Consider the following 17,334-nt stretch of genomic DNA (forward strand, 5'->3'; position numbering starts at 1 on the left):
TGTTATCGGCATGCGGTCAGGGAACTTTACATTTGCGAAAGGGAATTAAATAGTAACTTAAAATGCAATGTCCACGGTCAGGGTATCACTGTATGTTCCCTGCGGCGGCGTGGTCTGCGTTGTAAGTACCTGAGCCGTATAGTTATACGTACGCAGCAGGCCGTCGGAACTGACTTGCGACGAAACCCCGCTTGACCAGCGTTCACTGCCTGCACTGCCCCAGCGATTGCTGGTTCCCGCTTTGTAAATCTCATAACTCAGGCGATTCGCGCCGCTGGCCATATTGCGCACGTTATTGACGGCATAGCCGCCATTATTGATACCGACGGTGTAAGCCATTCCTTTGGTGCAGGTGATGGCGATGGATTGTGAGACGGTCGGGAAGTTTCGCACCAGCGGCGCGCTGCCAAAATTCACATTCGGCGCATTGATGGTGGTGCAGTCATTGGTGACGGTTCCGCTCAGTTGCAGGCTGGTGAGCGCAGTCCCGGTCTGCGACGAGGAACATAACCCGAGAATGCCAACGGAGCAGACATTGTAGGCCACGCTGAAATTGAGCGTGACCTGGTAAGGCCCGGCGGTCACATTCTGCCCAGGTACTGTCAGAAAATAGAGCGGCAATGTGTACGTCCGCGTTCCCAGCAACGCAAGCAGAACACTTCCGCTCCAGGTGTAACTGTTTCCGCTGATGATCGCTTCGCTGTTATTGGCGCAATTCGCCTGGCCGCAGACGCGAACCGGAATGATGTCGGCGATCGACGCATCATCACTGCGCTTCATCGCGCCCCGGTTCGAGGCCGTCGCGGATGCGCCGGTTAAAGTCAGTGTTATCGAATCGTTGGTCAGTAAGTTAAGTGCGGCATCACAGGTGACAATCAGGTTGGCGCTGGCAGTCTGCGCAGTGCTATTAAGTGCAAAGGAGGTCACCGGGCCGAATGCGCCATTGGTGGTACTGACCGTGCAGGCGGACCAGGCCTGGCCGGAACAAAGCAGCAGCAACAGCAGGATCAGACGGCGCATTAAGGGTTCCTCCGGCAGGTAAGCGGCCCGTAGGTCTGTAATTTATGTTCAGGGTTAGCCAACAGAGTAAAACGCACATCGCAGGATTGCCCGTCCGGCATCCGCACATGCAGCGCGTTGACATTGTCGAGATTTTCCAGCCAGGCGATACCGTCGTAGCCCACTATCGTCGCCGGTTTACCGGCGCGTTCAACCAGGCTTGCCAGCGGCACCTCCACGCCATTTTCATCGTGCAAAATGACGCTGGCGCCGCGCTCCTGCTGCATCGGAAATTCAATCAAATAACCACTATGGCGGCGCAGAGCAATCTTGCGCTCTGTCTCTTTCAGACGCGTATCCGCCGGTAAATTCAGCGTATCAATGCTGTAACTGGCGGGATAGTAAGCTGAGACGCCGCTGACCAGCAGATAGCCATTTTCATCGGTTTCGCCGACCGGCTGATTTTCATAGTTCACCGGCACACCTGCATGCCCGCCGGTACTGATCACCGCGAAGGCATCGTTAATGTGGTTAGCGGCAAACACCTGCCCATCCATCAGCACCAGGGCCCCGAGGGCTTCTCCCCACCAGGTCATCATACCGGTTTCGCCGTAACCACCGCCTTGCAGTTCAATAGCGTTATTACGCCAGCTCAGTGTTCCCTGCTGATAAGTATTTGCCTGCGACTGGTGAGCCAGCGCCATATTCCAGCCAAAGCCGCCATCGGTTGGCATCGCGCGGCTGTAGTTAATGCGCTGTGTGGATCCGGCATCGGGGGTTTTTTCCATACTGATGGCGGCGCTGTCGCGTTCGCCAATGGGGATCTGCAATGAAAGACCGAATGTCCAGTCGCCGCGTTGGTTATCCCGGCTTGCCGCCAGGTAGAGGCTATTGCTGCCCCACAAATTGTGGCTCCAGGAGAGGTTAAACAGCTCGGTTCTTTTGTTATCAAAACTCTGTATACCAATCCAGGCCGCACCGATGTTACCGAACTCGCCCAGATTAAACGTCAGCGAATATTGCGCCGAGTTGCGGCTAAGGCTGGCGATCGGCGTCCGATCTTCATCCTGCTGGCGGTAATGGGAATAAAGGTTACGCTGATCGTAGAGCGCCAGATTGCTGAAGCCCCGATCGCGCTGGCTGTGCTGGGTGGCAATGCTGAACATACTGGTGTTGTACTGATAGCCCCAGCTGTACTGGTTGCCGCTGTCACCCAACATGCGGCTCTGCGACCATGAACCATTGACCACCCCCAGCCGCCCAAGTTTCAGCACCGCGCCCGCGCCGCCCAGCACCATCGACTGCGCCGCCTCGCCATGCCCTTCCAGCGTCAGATAATCGGTCAGGCCATAGCGGTATGAACCGCTTCCCACCAGCCGCCCGTAATCAAAGTTATCCATCCCATAATTACGGCGCAGCGAGCCGACGGTGATCGCACCATCACTGAGGCCCGGTTTCAGCAAATCACTGGCAACATAGAACGGCAAAGTGGTGCTCACCTGCCGCCCTAAGGCATCGGTGGTTACCAGCACGGCATTACCCGCCCCGTTGATATAGGGCATATTGGTCAGCGTGAAGGGGCCTGGCTGCAACTGCGTGTTACCCGCACGGTAACCATTGATAAACACATCAACAGAAGTCGGGACCGCCGCTTCGCCAGAAAATGCAGGCAGCGGCCAGGTGACAAGATCCGGGCGTAGCGAGAAGTCGCGCCCATAACTGATACCGCCGATCCGTACGCTGCTGCTCCAGCTTAAGGCGTCGGAAATCACATCGCCAACACTCCATTGCGTAGCGTTGTCTTCATCCGAGAACGTGAGCGTGGTGTCATAGCGCACATACCCTTGCTGCTGAATATCACCGGAAAGCGTTCTGCGCATTGAGCCGGTTGAAGAGAAGACGCCGCTACCGTTGAAGTAACGAAGCTCATGCCATAACGCCGCCTGCCCGCCAATATGTTCTGCAGTACTGGTATAGGCATCGTAATTAAGCAAGGCGCCCTGGCTATATTTCGGTTCGCTGCGCGCGACGCCGCCGGCAAACGCGGTATCGCGTTCCGGCACCCATCCGCGGGGAACAGACAGCAGCAGGCGCTGGCCTTCGCTATCGTATTCAGTGCGAACACCCGGCAGTGTCGAAAGATTTACTTCGCCCTGAGGCAGATGCTCCGCCAGGATCCCGGCATGGAGCAGATCCGCGCTGGAGAGATAAAAATCATTGCGCCGCTGCGTCACCGGCACCACCAAGTGCGTGTCGTAATGGTTGATCACCAGGCTTAAATGAAACAGCTGATGTTGATCGAGCTGGCGCGTATCCGGCGGCGGCGGTAACACATCATCCCCCTGCTGCGCCCATGCATTGCTCCCCAGCAGCATGACTGTCACCGGCAATATCAGTGGCCTGCGGACGACTGCCATTCGCTATCCCGGGCATTGATCGTGGCATTCAGCGAAGCGGGATTCGTCAGACCCACAGGCAACGTCCAGCTTCGCGCCGTATGCGGTAGCACATAACCCAGCAAACCATCCGCTACGCGCCGGGTTTGCCCGCCCTGGCTCATGGAAACCTGCGATAATCGCACGTGTACATTACCATTGTTGCGTACTTCCAGCGCTGGCTGACCGTTCTCGCGCGTCACGCGCCAGCTTAAATCGTTTTTATCTACCAGCGTATGGTGGGCGCTGTTGGTGTAAGTGGTAATGCCCTGACCATAAACAAATAGCGGGATGGAGTAACGCATCTGAATTTTCACCCCCATTTGCGGCGTGCCGTTGTCTGCGGACTCCGGGATCTCATCAACAATAATGCGATACGCCTGCTCGACACCGGGCGGGACCTGTATCTGCTTGATCAAGCGAATTAGCTGCTTACTGCCCTTTTCAATGCGCACAATCGGTGGGCTGGCGGCGATATCATTTTGTTGCTGGTAGCGCTCAAGGCCCGCTTCCTGGCGCCAGCGAACAATACGCACCTGCATAGTGGTGGAGGTATTTCCCTGATTCTGGATCCAAAGCTCGGTGGCGGGAGTTGTGGCCCCCAGCCACGGATCGATTGGCCAGAGCAAAATAGTGGCGGCAGCCTGTGTGTTTGCTGGTGCACAAGTGAAAATACCAGCCAGCAACAACGCGGCTACGCGGCCAGACAAATGGCGTTTCATCGACTTCTCCCTTTTACCATGACAAGGTCACGGTCAATTGATCTGAATAAGTTCCGGCCGGGCTAAAACCGGTTAATTGCGCAGCGCCAAAAATAGAAAGTGAGATAGCATCACCGCTGGTGTAAGCGACGGAGACGGACTGGCCCACGCCAATTTCACTGTTTGCCGCCAGCGAACTGCTGCTGAAGATGCGGTACGGCACGCGTTCGGTGCCGCCGCTGCGCTGCATGTTGCGCACGGTGGTGTAGTTTTGCCCGCCGTTAATACTCATACTCAGCGCCACACCGGGTGTACAGCCGAGAGACAATGCCGCGTTGGGGACAAAACTGGTGGTGACTTGCCCGCTTCGAACGCCGCTGTAAGAACCGAAATTGAGCGTACCGAGCACCCCACCGCTGCCGCTGACGATCGAGCATCCTGGCGCGATGGTTGCGCCTACGGTAAAAGTCTTGGTTGTCACCGCAAGCGCTCCCTGCCCCGCCAGCATCATCGACAACAGCAGTGGAAAAGCGTGCAGCAATCCCCGGCTTCCCCGCCGGGAATCCCGCATATCACCTGACATCATGTAAGGAGGTTTAGTATGTGACGCTCACGTTGATCGTGTCGGTATAGGTTCCAGGTACGACACTCACGCTGTCGCCTCCCCCGGTGATGCGGCCGTACAGGGTGTAGTTGTCTACACCGCCGGTTGTTGAAGCGCGGGGAATGTCGGTGTTGTTTGTGATGACGTTACTGAAACCGCTGTCGCTATAGATGCTGTAAGCCACACCTTTGGTGGCATCGACGGTATTCACCAGATAGCGCCCGGGTGTACCCGGCGTGCCGACGACGGTCCCCGGTGCCGTTGAGTTGGTATTGCCGGTGACCTGCACGGTATAGCTTGCGTTAGTACATTGAATGCCGAAGCTGTTGCCGCCGCTGGCGCCGGTTAACTGGGTGGTTAATTGTGAAAAGGTTGCCGGATGTGTACCAAAATCCAGCGTACCAAAGTTGATACCATTCTGGCTGGGAGAGCCATTTATCAGGCAGCCATTGGTCAGCGTTAATGTCGCCCCGATAGTCCCGCTACTGGTCACCGCCTGAGCAGGTAGCCCGGCAGTGACAAGTGTCCCGCTCATCAGCACATAAAGCAGTTTTCTGTTCATTGAATCTCCTCCTGAAATGCTGCGTGCTGTCCATACGAATTCATGAGCCAACGAGAAAAACACGCAAGAAAACAAAGCATGAATAACAAGAAATTTAGTTTATAACAGTGGCTTCAACCACTTCGGCGACGTCATTTCATGCAACAAGAAGTATTGAAATTTATTCAATATTTTCAATTAATTATGCATCTAAAAAACGGTAAATAAATTGCTCTGCAAAAGATATATGCATAAAAGTGAGGTAATTATCACAATATATTCTTTCAGCAGTAAATATATGATATTTGAGGAATTTAAAGCGGCGTGAAGCACCGATGAAGGATATATAAAATAATTGGCAGGAAAGCGTGTAAAAAAAAAGCGGATGACCAGGGAGTCATCCGCTCTTGTATGGCGATTACGCGACGTGCGTTGCCGCGATGTCCAGCAGCGCCATCTCTTCGCTGTTGAGCAGTTTTTCAATGTTCACCAGAATCAGCATCCGGTCGCCAAGCGCGCCGAGGCCGGTCAGGTATTCAGTGGACAGGGTGACGGCGAATTCCGGCGCCGGACGGATCTGGTCCGATGCCAGGGAAAGCACATCAGAGACGCCATCCACTACGATGCCAACCACACGCTGTCCCAGATTCAGAACGATAACCACGGTGTTGTCATCATACTCGACGTCGCCCTGACTGAACTTCACGCGCAGGTCAACAATCGGCACGATCACGCCACGCAGGTTGGTCACGCCTTTGATAAAGTCCGGGGTATTGGCGATACGGGTCACCTGATCGTAGCCACGAATTTCCTGCACTTTGAGAATATCGATGCCGTACTCTTCATCGCCCAGAGTGAATACCAGGAATTCCTGTCCTGACGGCTCGCCAGCCAGTTTTGCTACATTACTCATACCGGTCATGTTTTATACCTTTTACTTAATCAGGCGGCTGTGTGCGCCATACGATGTTCACGATTCAACCCCTGCAACGCTGACACATCAACGATCAGCGCAACGCTACCATCGCCCAGGATGGTGGCGGCAGAAATACCCGGCACTTTGCGATAGTTGCTTTCCAGGTTTTTCACCACAACCTGGTGCTGACCGATCAACTGATCAACCAGCAGCGCATAGCGACGACCTGCGCTCTGCAGAATAACGACAATCCCCTGCGTGGCTTCAGTTTTCGCCCCCATCACGTCAAACACTTTCCACAACTCAACCAGCGGCAGGTATTCACCACGTACTTCCAGTACACGCTCGCCACCGGCCAGCGGGTGCAGATCTTCTTCACGCGGTTGCAGCGACTCCATCACCGCGTTCAGCGGCAGAATGAAGACTTCGTTGTTCACTTTTACTGACATCCCGTCGAGGATTGCCAGCGTCAGCGGCAGCAGGATACGGATCGTCGTACCGGTGCCTTGTTTGGATTTAATTTCAACGTGGCCCCCCATTTCCTGGATGTTACGTTTTACCACGTCCATGCCCACGCCGCGGCCGGAAACGTCGGTAACCTGCTCTGCGGTGGAGAAGCCCGGGGCAAAAATCAGCATGCCGACTTCTTCATCGGTCATGTTTTCATTGACCGCCATTCCCTGCGAAATCGCTTTCGCCAGGATACGCTCGCGATTAAGGCCAGCGCCGTCGTCAGTCACTTCGATGCAGATATTTCCGCCCTGGTGTTCCGCCGAAAGAATCAGGTTACCGATAGGCGATTTACCGGCTTCGACACGTTTTTGCGGGGTTTCAATACCGTGGTCGAGGCTGTTACGCACCAGGTGCGTTAACGGGTCAATGATGCGCTCGATCAGGCTCTTATCCAGTTCCGTCGAGCTACCTTGCAGGGTCAGCTCAACCTGTTTATCCAGCTTGCTCGCCAGATCGCGCACCAGGCGCGGGAAGCGGCTAAAGACATATTCCATCGGCATCATACGGATGGACATCACCGATTCCTGCAGGTCGCGGGCGTTGCGCTGCAACTGGCTCATACTGGTGATCAGATCGCCGTGCGTGACCGGGTCCAGCTCGTTCGAGCGCTGAGCCAGCATCGACTGGGTGATCACCAGTTCACCGACCAGGTTAATTAACTGGTCAACTTTTTCAACCGCTACACGGATACTGGTTGATTCGCTGGCGCGCGCCGGTTTTTCACGAGCAGCTGGTTGCTCTTTCGCTACTGCTTTCAGCGCCGGAGCCGCTGGTTTCTCCGCCGGAACCGCAACAGGCGCTGGCGCTTCAACCACTTGCTCAACCGCGTCAACTGCCGCAGGCGCGGGAGCTGTCTCTGCGGTGGTTTTTTCGAACGCAATTTGATCGGCTTCGATGACGAAGCACAATACCGCGGTAATATCGTCTTCGCTGACGCCGCCATCAAGCGTCACGCTCAGGGTATCAGTCCCTTTCACCACGTCGCTCAATGTTCCGAGGTTACCCAGCTCTTCTTCCAGCAGTGCAACTTCGCTCTCTTTCAGGCGAGACAGGACGATGCGCAGTTTGCCGTCGCTTTCGGCAGCTGGCGCAGCAGCGGTTTCGGACTCCAGCGCAGCCGTATCCACAACGGAGAGTTTTGCGCCATTTGCAGGGGCAGCAACGACCTCTCCTTTTGCTTCCAGCGCCAGCTGGCGCAGGGCATTGCAGATATATTCGAAGCTGGCGGCGTCCGGCTCTTGCGAGCTTTTATAAGCGTCGAGCTGTTCCTGCATAATATCTTTGGTTTCCAAAAACAGGTTGATAATGTCGGTGTTAAGCTGCATTTCGCCACGCCGGGCTTCATCAAGCAGGTTTTCCATCAGGTGTGTGGTTTCCTGCAGGATGGTAAAACCAAATGTACCTGCGCCTCCTTTAATAGAGTGCGCCGCACGAAAGATGGCGTTGAGCTGTTCCGAATCCGGCGCTTCTGGCACCAAATCCAGTAAATGTTGTTCCATATCAGCCAACAACTCGTCGGCCTCATCGAAGAATGTCTGATAAAAATCACTAATATCCATGCTCACGCTATCACCTCGGATTGGCTTGTGGCGATGTGGGAACTGCTGCCGGAGCCGCCGGTGTGGATGCAGGTGCTGCTCCGACCGCAGGTTCTGGCTCTGTAATCGCGCTTATTGGCGCACTCTCACTTTCGGCATTTTCATGCAGAATGGCTTCTTCAGTCTGTTTGTTAAGTACCAAAAGACTGATTCGGCGGTTAATTGCTTCATTCGGACCTCTGTCCGCCAGGCGCATTGTCGCCGCCATACCTACAACCCGAAGAATTTTGCCGTTATCCAGCCCACCGGCAACCAGCTCACGGCGCGATGCGTTTGCACGATCGGCGGAAAGCTCCCAGTTGCTGTACCCTTTTTCGCCATTGGCGTAAGGAAAATCATCGGTGTGGCCCGAAAGGCTCACTTTGTTAGGGATGCCATTCAGTACTGGCGCAATAGCACGCAAAATATCGCGCATATACGGTTCGACTTCCGCGCTGCCGGTTTTAAACATCGGCCGGTTCTGGCTGTCGATAATCTGAATACGCAACCCTTCCTGCACCAGATCGATTTTCAGGTGCGGACGCAGCGCGCGCAGTTTGGGATCGGCTTCAATTAACTGATCCAGATCGCCGCGCAACTTACTCAGCCGCGACTGCTCCATGCGTCTTTTCAAATCGTCAATGTTGGGCTGTTTTTGCACTTCGCCCTGTTGCTGTGTGTAGTCATCGCCACCGCCCGGAATCGGGCTTTCGCTGTTTGAAATTCGCTGCCCACCCGTAATTGCGGTTGCTAACGGCGTACGGAAATACTCCGCAATCTGAATAAGTTCTTTCGGGCTGGAGATAGAGATCAACCACATCACCAGGAAGAACGCCATCATCGCCGTCATAAAGTCGGCGTAGGCAATTTTCCAGGAGCCGTGCGCTCCACCGCCATGACCTTTATGTTTTTTTCGTCTGACTACGACGATCGGATGGGACTGATTTTTCATGCGTCCTCGGTCGTGGTCTGTTGGTTAGGATTTCTGACCGCACGGACGTGTTCATCCAGTTCGATAAACGACGGACGTTCGCTGGAGTACAGCGTTTTACGGCCAAATTCGACCGCAATTGGCGGTGCATAACCGTTAAGATTCGACAGCAAGGTGATCTTGACGCACTGCATCATTTTGGCGGTTTCCGCACTCTTCTGGCGCAGAACGCTGGCCAGTGGAGAGATAAAACCGTACGCCAACAGGATGCCGAGGAATGTCCCCACCATCGCATGCGCAATCAGCGCGCCGAGTTCAGCCGCCGGACGATCGGCGGAGGCCAGCGCGTGCACCACCCCCATGACCGCCGCAACGATACCGAACGCGGGCAGCGAATCGCCCACCATCGCCAGCGCATTCGCCGGCACTTCGGCTTCGCTTTCGTGCGTTTCGATCTCTTCGTCCATCAGCGCTTCAATTTCAAAGGTGTTCATGTTGCCGCTGATGATCAGGCGCAGATAATCGACAATAAATTCAAGCATCGTCGCATCCGCAAGAATGCGCGGATAGCTGGCGAAAATTTCGCTCTCTTTCGGATTCTCAATATCTCTTTCGAGCGAGAACATCCCTTGCTGACGCGATTTCGCCATCAGGCGGTAAAGCAGAGCCAGCAAATCCATATACATGCTTTTGGTGTATTTCGAACGACGAAACAGCAAAGGCATGGCTTTCATCGTACCTTTGATCGCTTTGCCATTGTTACCAACGATGAATGCACCTAACCCCGCGCCGCCGATGATGATCAGTTCAGACGGTTGATAAAGTGCCCCAAGTTCTCCGCCGGTCATCATATAACCGCCAAAGACTGCACCAAGAACAACCAGGTAACCTAATACGATAAGCACGACATCATCCTTCTGCTAATGACTAAGGCTCGGGATAAACATTTCAGAGGGTTAAACCGAATTTCAGGCAAAAAAAAGCAGCGGCATTACTGCACCGCTGCTGGAGTGTTTTCCACCTGTTTCGGTCAAACAGCCTGTTCGATCTGTTCATCCAGCAGTTGTGGAATAATATCGGCAGCATCCCGGGAAAGTTTACGTCTTTTTACCGCGCGGGACGGCGGCTGGCATAAACTACAGGCAAAGCTACCAACAGGCTGGTGTGCGTGCGTAATAAAATTACCGTCACAGCAATTACAGCGAGACAACTCCAGCATTCCGCTTTCCACGAAACGAACCAGTGTCCAGGCGCGAGTCAGCGCCAGCAGCGGCCCATCATCGGTATGAGGGCATTGTTCCAGATAGAGTTTGTACGCTTTGATGACTGCATCAACGCCGCTGCACAGGCCTGTTTTTAACAAAAACTGCCAGGCGTTACAGAACATGGACGCATGAATATTCTGCTCCCAGGTCATAAACCAGTCAGTGGAGAATGGCAGCATGCCTTTCGGCGGCGGACTACCACGTAACTCTTTGTAGAGTTTAATAAGACGACCACGGCTAAGCTGTGTCTCACTCTCCAGCATCTGTAAACGTGCACCCAGCGAAATCAGTTCCATTGCTAACTGAATATCGCGGGCTTCCTGAACAATGCTTTTCTCGCCCATGATTAAGCCCTTTTCTTTCTTGCCGCATCGCCGGTCTGAGAAGACTCATTCAGCAGGCGGGTTGAAAGTAAAATCCCGGTGTGGACTTGCTGTAAATCATCCACGCGTGATTCCTGGGTCAGACGAGTAATAGTCTGGTGATTGTCAAAACGGAACTGGCAGATAAGCTGGTTGGTTTCAGCCAGTTTCACCATTTGTGGAAGGGTTAATTCACCCAATGTATTAGCCATCTCTTCGTTAATGCCAAGACGGAACATTGCGGACGCTTTGTCCTGGCTAATCAAACGCTGAGCAAGAAGCAAATACGACAAATTAATGTCATACACATGTTTCAGCAACTCGGATGTATGCATTTTTCCCATCCCGAATAACCAACTTGTATCTTATGCGGCTGAGCCGCACCCCGTGATGTCGCCGGAAAAAAACCGGTATAAAAAAGAAAGGCTAAATGCATAACTGACTTAGGATCTCGCACTCGCAGCACTTCGCTCAAATGTAATGGCCTTGATATGCGCTTAATCATTTCTTACAAAGAACTAAGATTTTTCCTAATTCGACGCAACTGTACTCGTAGGTGCTGACACATACAATCTGACCCGAACAAAAATTTGAAATTTTTGTGATCTACATCACAAAATTTAACGGATTATGGGTAATAAATCTATCAGTCCTGCTTGTGATTTGATGCTTTTTTGTTCTGTCAGCCGCTTTTTTTATTCCATTTGGCCGAATACTCATGCAAAACCATGGCTGCAATCTGCCAACTGGTCTGAGGAGTCATGTTTTGCAACATTCATCGTTAACGAAACGTTTCTATTGCAGACATAAAATTAAAAAAGTATATAAAACAACAAATTAAGCTTTCAGAGGTGCTAATTAATTACTCTAGGTAATCATTTCAAAATTGTTAGTTATTATGATTGATAGTTTAACAATTTGATCTTAAATTCTTTAAATTTAAGATAAGATTTTAAAATCGGTTAAATGCAGGAATATGCGTTAAAGTCTTAGCATAAGAATAATTAATGAATATTTATGATACCCTTCACACCCCTGCAATAATTCCGGGTTGCACTGAGTGCTGAAACAGAGTAATGGTGAAAAAAATTTGATTTGTCGTGGAGAGTGAGAAATGCAATATGCTCATCTTCTGGTCGCCGTTGCGGTGACGCCCGAAAGTCGGCGTTTACTGGCGAAAGCCATTGATATTGCCCGCCCTTTCAATGCCCGCATCTCCCTTATTACCTTAGCTTCCGATCCTGAACTTTATAACCAGCTTGCCGCCCCGATGATGGAAAATGTCCGTGAAGTGTTGCAGGAAGAGACGCAGCAATTTCTGGACCAACTCATTAGCGAAGCCGGTTACCCCATCGAAAAGGCGCTCATCGCCTCGGGCACATTAAGCGAACATATTTTGCATATCTGCCGTACACAGGGTATCGATCTGGTGGTCTGCGGTAATCACAATCAAACGTTCCTCGCCCGCGCAGCGTGTGCGGCAAAGAGCATCGTTCATGCCAGTGAAGTGGATGTTTTATTGGTGCCTTTAGGAGCATGAAGCGCTCCTGCGACAGCAGGAGCGCCGCTGACGTTAAGCCAGCTTCGGAAAGGTCGCCACTTTATGCTGTAGCTGGCTTTGTGCGCTACGTGGCGTGATGCGCTTTAAATCACGAAGGAACCTCTGCTGCCAGTGGTTGATATCATTCTCCTTAATGATTTCAAGCATTTCCGCATGACGTGATATGCGCTCTGCCAGCGGCATTCTTAGCGCCCTGTCCATCGCCGCAGCGACATCATCCCGATCGTAAGGATTCACGATCAGCGCCGATGTCAGCTCATTCGCCGCCCCGGCAAATTGCGACAATATCAACACCCCCGGATCGGCCGGGTCCTGCGCCGCGACATACTCTTTCGCGACGAGATTCATGCCGTCACGCAGCGGCGTCACTAAGCCCACTTCGGCGTAACGGAAGACTTTCATCAATACTTTACGGTCAAAGTGCTGGTTCAGATAGTAAAGCGGCGTCCAGCCAAGCTGGCCATATTTACCGTTGATTCGCCCGGCTTCGGTTTCCAGTTGGTGCCGAATATCCTGGTAAGCCTGCACTTCGCCACGGGAGGTTGGCGCAATCTGCGTATAGCGGATTTTTCCGTGATGCTGGGGGAATTTCTCCAGCAGCGTTTCATAAGCAAGGAAGCGCTCTGGCAAGCCTTTGGAGTAGTCAAGCCGCTCCACAGAGAAAATGTTCTTCACGTTCTTAAGTTCATTTTTCAACTGTGCCAGTTTAGGCGGCAGCGGCCCGGCTGCCTGTTTGGCAATCTCATCCGGTTCAATCCCTATCGGGTAAACTTCCGTGCGGAAATTTTTTCCCCACGCGACATGTTCTTTACCGCTGCGACTGGTCAGACGAGTCTTCATTGACAGACTATCCAGGAACGCCAGTCTGTCGCTTTCGGTCTGAAAACCGAGCAGGTCATAATCACAGAGCGCTTCCAGCAACTCCGCATACGGCGGCAAGGCGTTAAAGATTTCCGGCGTCGGGAAAGGTATATGCAGGAAGAAACCAATCTGATTATTCACACCGCGCTTACGCAGTTCGCTGGCAAACGGTAGCAGGTGATAATCGTGGATCCACAGAATGTCATCGTCTTTCAGTAACGGCAGCAGTTTATCCGCCAGCAGCGCATTGACCTGCTGATACCCCTCCCAGGCTTCACGCTGGTAATTCACCAGATCGAGTCGATAGTGAAAAGCAGGCCATAAAACGGCGTTGGAGAATTGCGAATAATACTGTTCGTAATGCGCTTCACTGAGGGTAAACGATGCCCAGGTGATATTCCCTTTTGTCACCTTTTTTAGCGGCTGGTCCTCGTCACCCAGCTCACCGCTCCAGCCGAACCACAGCCCGCCTGTGGCTTTTAACGCTCCCAGAATCCCTACGGCCAGCCCGCCAGCGCTGGCCTTTTTGTTGTCAGGCGGAGCAATACGATTAGATACTACGACTAAGCGACTCATAGCCATCTCTCCTGTTTGTTAGCGCCTGTTGTTTTTCTTGTTGATGGTCAGTGATACGTTCAAGCCACTGATAAACTTCATTTACGCTGTCCAGACGCCATTTTGCCTGCGTCTCGCCAGCACCCACTTTGATTGATTCGCCTCCCAGCGCGTTCACCGTTTTAAACCCATGCTCATCCGTCAAATCATCACCGACAAAAACCGGTATGCGACCGGCAAAAGGCGGCGTCTCTAAAAATGCCGCAATAGCCGCTCCCTTATGAATGCCGGACGGTTTAAGCTCCACCACGCATTTCCCTGGCTGCATCGCCAGTTGCGGGTAGCGCGCGACCATTTGCTTTGCCAGCGCAAAAACCGCGTCTTCATGCTGCGGCGCCTGACGGTAGTGCAAAGCAAATGCCATGCCTTTCGCTTCCAGTTCCACACCGTTAAGCGATGCCACTTCGTGCCGGAGCGAACGCTCCAGCGGTTGTACGATATTTTCCGGTAATGTTACCCGTTCGGTATGACCCTTGATGTCGCGGCGTTCTGCCCCGTGCACGCCAGCCAGCGGAAAACGCCAGGGTTTGGCGAGTTGCTCGAGCTCAGCGATTGAGCGCCCTGAAATCAATGCCAGTGCCCCGTTGTTCATCTCAGCAAGCAATGAAAGCCTGACCAGCACAGCGTCCGGAACAGAGACATCATCCGGGCGTGGTTTAATGTCAGCGAGGGTGCCATCCAAATCGAAAAAAAAGGCAAAATTCCCGGAAAAGAGAGGCGGTACAGATAATGCGTCTTCCACCCTGGTTTCCTCCTTACAGTCTTTGATGAGAGCCGTTCTTCAATAACATCTCATTATCATTAGCCATGTAAGTATAGACAGTGTGACGCTGCTCGCCATTTTAAGCATGACTTACCAGCCGGATTAGCGGCTGGTAAGGTGTGGGGATAAACTATAAGGTTGTGTCTAAAATTGCGCGTTAAGGCTTAGACGGTGCGTTTGGCCTTTTGTTTGTAGCGGTCGAAAATTACCGCCGCCAGCAGGATCAAACCACGCACCACATACTGTGAGAATGGCGAGATGTTCAGCAGGTTCATGGCGTTTTCGACAGTGCCCAGAATCAGGATCCCGGCAACGACATAGGATATTTTGCCAATCCCGCCTTTCAGCGAAACACCACCCAATACGCAGGCTGAGATAACAATCAGCTCATAGCCAATCGACGTCATCGGCTGGCCGCTGGTCATGCGCGAAGCAAGAATAATCCCCGCTGCCGCTGAGACCAGGCCGGAGAGCACAAAGATGATGATTTTCGTGCGTACCACCGGAACGCCCGCCAGGCGGGCCGCCTCTTCATTACCGCCAATCGCCAGCGTATTGCGGCCAAACGTGGTTCTATTGAGCAGGAAGCCAAAAATAATCAGGCAGCCAACCGTCAGCCAAATCGGCGCGGGCAGCCCCAGCCAGTTGGCGTAACCGAGGGTGAAGAAACGTTCATCCTCGATGCCGACCGCTTTACCGTCGGAAATGATATACGCCAGCCCACGGACGATCTGCATCGTGGCAAGCGTGGTGATCAAGGCGTTGATCTTCAAACGCGCAATCACGAAGCCGTTAATAAAACCGCTGACCACGCCGAGCAGCAAACCGGCAAATACGCCGATCCACAAACTCTCCGAAATGTTAATCACCACTGCCGTGGTTACCCCGGCGCAGGCGATGACCGATGCAACCGACAGGTCAAAGTCCCCGGACGCAAGGCAGAACAGCATGCCGCAGGCCACCATGCCGGACATTGAGATCGCCAGCCCCAGCCCTTTCATATTGACGAAAGAGGCGAAGTTCGGCACAAACAGCGCGCAGCCGATAAACAGCACGGCAAACACTACCAGCATGCCGAACTGATCCCAGATTCGCCCAAAGCTGAGCGAGGATTTCGGTGTACGGGACGTAGTTAAAGATGACATCATTTTCTCCTCACTCAGGCGACAGCCTGGCTAACTTTCGGCATCGCGAGGCTCAGCGCCCGCTGTTCATCACACTGACCGTGAAGCAGTTCACCGGCGATTTCCCCTTCACGCATCACCACGATGCGATCGGCAACGCCGAGCACTTCCGGCAAATCACTGGAGGCAAACAGCACCGCAACACCGCGGGAAGCCAGCGCGTAAATTACGTTGTAGATCTCATGTTTCGCCCCGACATCGATGCCGCGCGTCGGCTCGTCGAGCAAAATGACTTTCATCTCTTCCGATAACCAGCGACCAAGAATCGCCTTTTGCTGGTTGCCGCCGGAGAGATTCATAATCAGTTGTTCCGCGCCAGGCGTTTTGATATTGAGCGAACGAATATGATGTTCGGCGTTTTCACTTTCCCAGCCATCATTGATCAGACAACCTGCGCGAATGTATTTGCGTCGGGCGCTGATATTGATGTTCTCCTGCACCGAATGAACCGGAATAATGCCTTCCGCTTTACGATCTTCCGGGCACAACATCATGCCCGCCTGGATGGCATGCGCCGGTTTAGTGATATTGACTTGCTCGCCGTCGATAAAGACCTGCCCTTCGGTAATTTTCGTCCCGCCGAATAAGCCTTTCATTAATTCACTGCGCCCGGCGCCCACCAGCCCGAACAGGCCGACAATTTCACCGCTGCGCACGCTTAACGAGATGGGCGTTCGTACGCCTGGCGCTTTAACCTGCTCCAGCCGCAGGCGTTCGGCCCCGTATTCTCGCGGTTTCCAGCCATAAATATCCCCCAGATCGCGCCCGACCATCGCCTGCACCAACTGGTCATGATTGACCTGCTGCATGTCCGTAAAGGTGCGCACATAGCGGCCATCTTTAAAGACGGTAATGGCATCGCTGAGCGCAAAAATCTCTTCCATGCGGTGAGAGACATAGAGGATCACCCGCCCCTCTTTACGTAGCTCGCGGATCACCCGGAACAGGTTGTCGATCTCACGCGCCGAGAGAGAACTGGTGGGTTCATCGAAGGCGATGATTTTGGCGTTACGCGCCAGCGCCTTGGCAATTTCGACCATTTGCCACTGACCAATGGAGAGATATTTCAGCGGCGTTTGCGGATCGATATCCAGCCCAAGATGCTGAAGCTGCAAACCGGCTTCGTAATTCAGCAACGAGCGGTTCACAATGCCGCTCTTGTGCGGGATCTGGCCAAGATAGATATTCTCCGCGACGGTCATTTCCGGCACCAGATGCAGCTCCTGGTAGATGATTGCTACCCCGGAATTCAACGCTGCCGTGGTATCCGCGAAGGTGACTTCCTCACCTTTTATTTCCAGCGTACCGGTGGTCGGCGCGTAATTGCCGCTGAGGATTTTTAACAGTGTCGACTTACCTGCGCCGTTTTCACCCATCAAGGCGTGGATTTGCCCGGCGTAACAATCAAAACTGATCTCGCTGAGCGCTTTCACACCGGGAAACGTCTTGCCGATGCCGCGAAAAGAGAGATAAGGAGTAGACTGTTGCATAACGTCTCCGTAAAGC

The 17,334-nt window shown here is 53.2% G+C and carries 16 protein-coding genes; 1 reads left to right on the forward strand and 15 read right to left on the reverse strand.

All coding sequences use genetic code 11. From position 1 onward, the window contains the following. Positions 1-57 precede the first annotated feature (57 nt). The 11 genes from C0557_RS14780 to flhD all read right to left on the reverse strand — a co-directional run bounded on the left by C0557_RS14780 (position 58) and on the right by flhD (position 11,179). Entirely contained in the window at positions 58-1,020 is a 963-nt protein-coding gene (locus C0557_RS14780; RefSeq protein ID WP_208659111.1) for a spore coat U domain-containing protein, read from the reverse strand. Further along, complete coding sequence (locus tag C0557_RS14785) at positions 1,020-3,416, reverse strand: fimbria/pilus outer membrane usher protein (RefSeq protein ID WP_208659113.1); 2,397 nt, start codon at positions 3,414-3,416, stop codon at positions 1,020-1,022. Before C0557_RS14785 ends, C0557_RS14780 begins: the two co-directional genes overlap by 1 nt. Continuing rightward, positions 3,392-4,156, reverse strand: coding sequence for a molecular chaperone (locus tag C0557_RS14790; RefSeq protein ID WP_208659115.1), 765 nt, complete (start codon positions 4,154-4,156; stop codon positions 3,392-3,394). The genes C0557_RS14785 and C0557_RS14790 overlap by 25 nt, the downstream gene beginning before the upstream one ends. Positions 4,157-4,169: 13 nt before the next feature. After that, positions 4,170-4,706 (reverse strand): spore coat U domain-containing protein, encoded by a 537-nt coding sequence (locus tag C0557_RS14795; RefSeq protein ID WP_208659117.1) that lies wholly within the window; start codon positions 4,704-4,706, stop codon positions 4,170-4,172. Between the two features lie 25 nt (positions 4,707-4,731). Further along, a complete protein-coding gene (locus C0557_RS14800) occupies positions 4,732-5,301 on the reverse strand; it encodes a spore coat protein U domain-containing protein (RefSeq protein WP_208659119.1) in 570 nt (189 codons plus the stop codon). Positions 5,302-5,698: 397 nt separating this feature from the next. Next, on the reverse strand, positions 5,699-6,202 hold the full coding sequence (gene cheW, locus C0557_RS14805; protein ID WP_007371553.1) for a chemotaxis protein CheW: 504 nt from the start codon (positions 6,200-6,202) through the stop codon (positions 5,699-5,701). Positions 6,203-6,222: 20 nt separating this feature from the next. Continuing rightward, positions 6,223-8,274, reverse strand: a complete 2,052-nt coding sequence (gene cheA / locus C0557_RS14810) for a chemotaxis protein CheA (protein ID WP_208659121.1) — start codon at positions 8,272-8,274, stop codon at positions 6,223-6,225. 4 nt (positions 8,275-8,278) lie between these two features. Next, positions 8,279-9,238 (reverse strand): flagellar motor protein MotB, encoded by a 960-nt coding sequence (gene motB / locus C0557_RS14815; RefSeq protein ID WP_074777723.1) that lies wholly within the window; start codon positions 9,236-9,238, stop codon positions 8,279-8,281. Next, positions 9,235-10,122 carry a flagellar motor stator protein MotA gene (gene motA / locus C0557_RS14820; RefSeq protein ID WP_074777725.1) on the reverse strand — a complete coding sequence of 296 codons (888 nt, stop codon included), beginning with the start codon at positions 10,120-10,122 and terminating at the stop codon, positions 9,235-9,237. The genes motB and motA overlap by 4 nt, the downstream gene beginning before the upstream one ends. A 125-nt stretch (positions 10,123-10,247) precedes the next feature. Next, the gene (gene flhC, locus C0557_RS14825; RefSeq protein WP_074777727.1) at positions 10,248-10,826 is read right to left on the reverse strand and encodes a flagellar transcriptional regulator FlhC; all 579 of its coding nucleotides are present in this window, start codon (positions 10,824-10,826) and stop codon (positions 10,248-10,250) included. Positions 10,827-10,828: 2 nt separating this feature from the next. Next, a complete protein-coding gene (gene flhD / locus C0557_RS14830) occupies positions 10,829-11,179 on the reverse strand; it encodes a flagellar transcriptional regulator FlhD (protein ID WP_007371548.1) in 351 nt (116 codons plus the stop codon). A 779-nt stretch (positions 11,180-11,958) separates the two neighbouring features. On the opposite strand from flhD, the gene uspC reads away from it, so the two are divergent. Further along, positions 11,959-12,384: a universal stress protein UspC gene (gene uspC, locus C0557_RS14835; protein WP_208659124.1), complete on the forward strand. Its 426-nt coding sequence runs from the start codon at positions 11,959-11,961 to the stop codon at positions 12,382-12,384. A 33-nt stretch (positions 12,385-12,417) separates the two neighbouring features. On the opposite strand, the gene otsA is transcribed toward uspC, so the two are convergent. From otsA to araG, 4 genes are all read right to left on the reverse strand, one after another. After that, the gene (gene otsA / locus C0557_RS14840) at positions 12,418-13,842 is read right to left on the reverse strand and encodes an alpha,alpha-trehalose-phosphate synthase (protein WP_208659126.1); all 1,425 of its coding nucleotides are present in this window, start codon (positions 13,840-13,842) and stop codon (positions 12,418-12,420) included. Then, on the reverse strand, positions 13,817-14,623 hold the full coding sequence (gene otsB / locus C0557_RS14845; protein ID WP_208659128.1) for a trehalose-phosphatase: 807 nt from the start codon (positions 14,621-14,623) through the stop codon (positions 13,817-13,819). The genes otsA and otsB overlap by 26 nt, the downstream gene beginning before the upstream one ends. Before the next feature lie 185 nt (positions 14,624-14,808). Then, positions 14,809-15,789: an L-arabinose ABC transporter permease AraH gene (gene araH, locus C0557_RS14850; protein ID WP_208662963.1), complete on the reverse strand. Its 981-nt coding sequence runs from the start codon at positions 15,787-15,789 to the stop codon at positions 14,809-14,811. Positions 15,790-15,803: 14 nt separating this feature from the next. After that, positions 15,804-17,318 (reverse strand): L-arabinose ABC transporter ATP-binding protein AraG, encoded by a 1,515-nt coding sequence (gene araG / locus C0557_RS14855; RefSeq protein WP_208659130.1) that lies wholly within the window; start codon positions 17,316-17,318, stop codon positions 15,804-15,806. Positions 17,319-17,334: the final 16 nt, after the last annotated feature.

Origin of the sequence: Kosakonia sp. MUSA4 (assembly GCF_013085925.1) — a bacterium.
Lineage (GTDB): Bacteria > Pseudomonadota > Gammaproteobacteria > Enterobacterales > Enterobacteriaceae > Kosakonia > Kosakonia sacchari_B.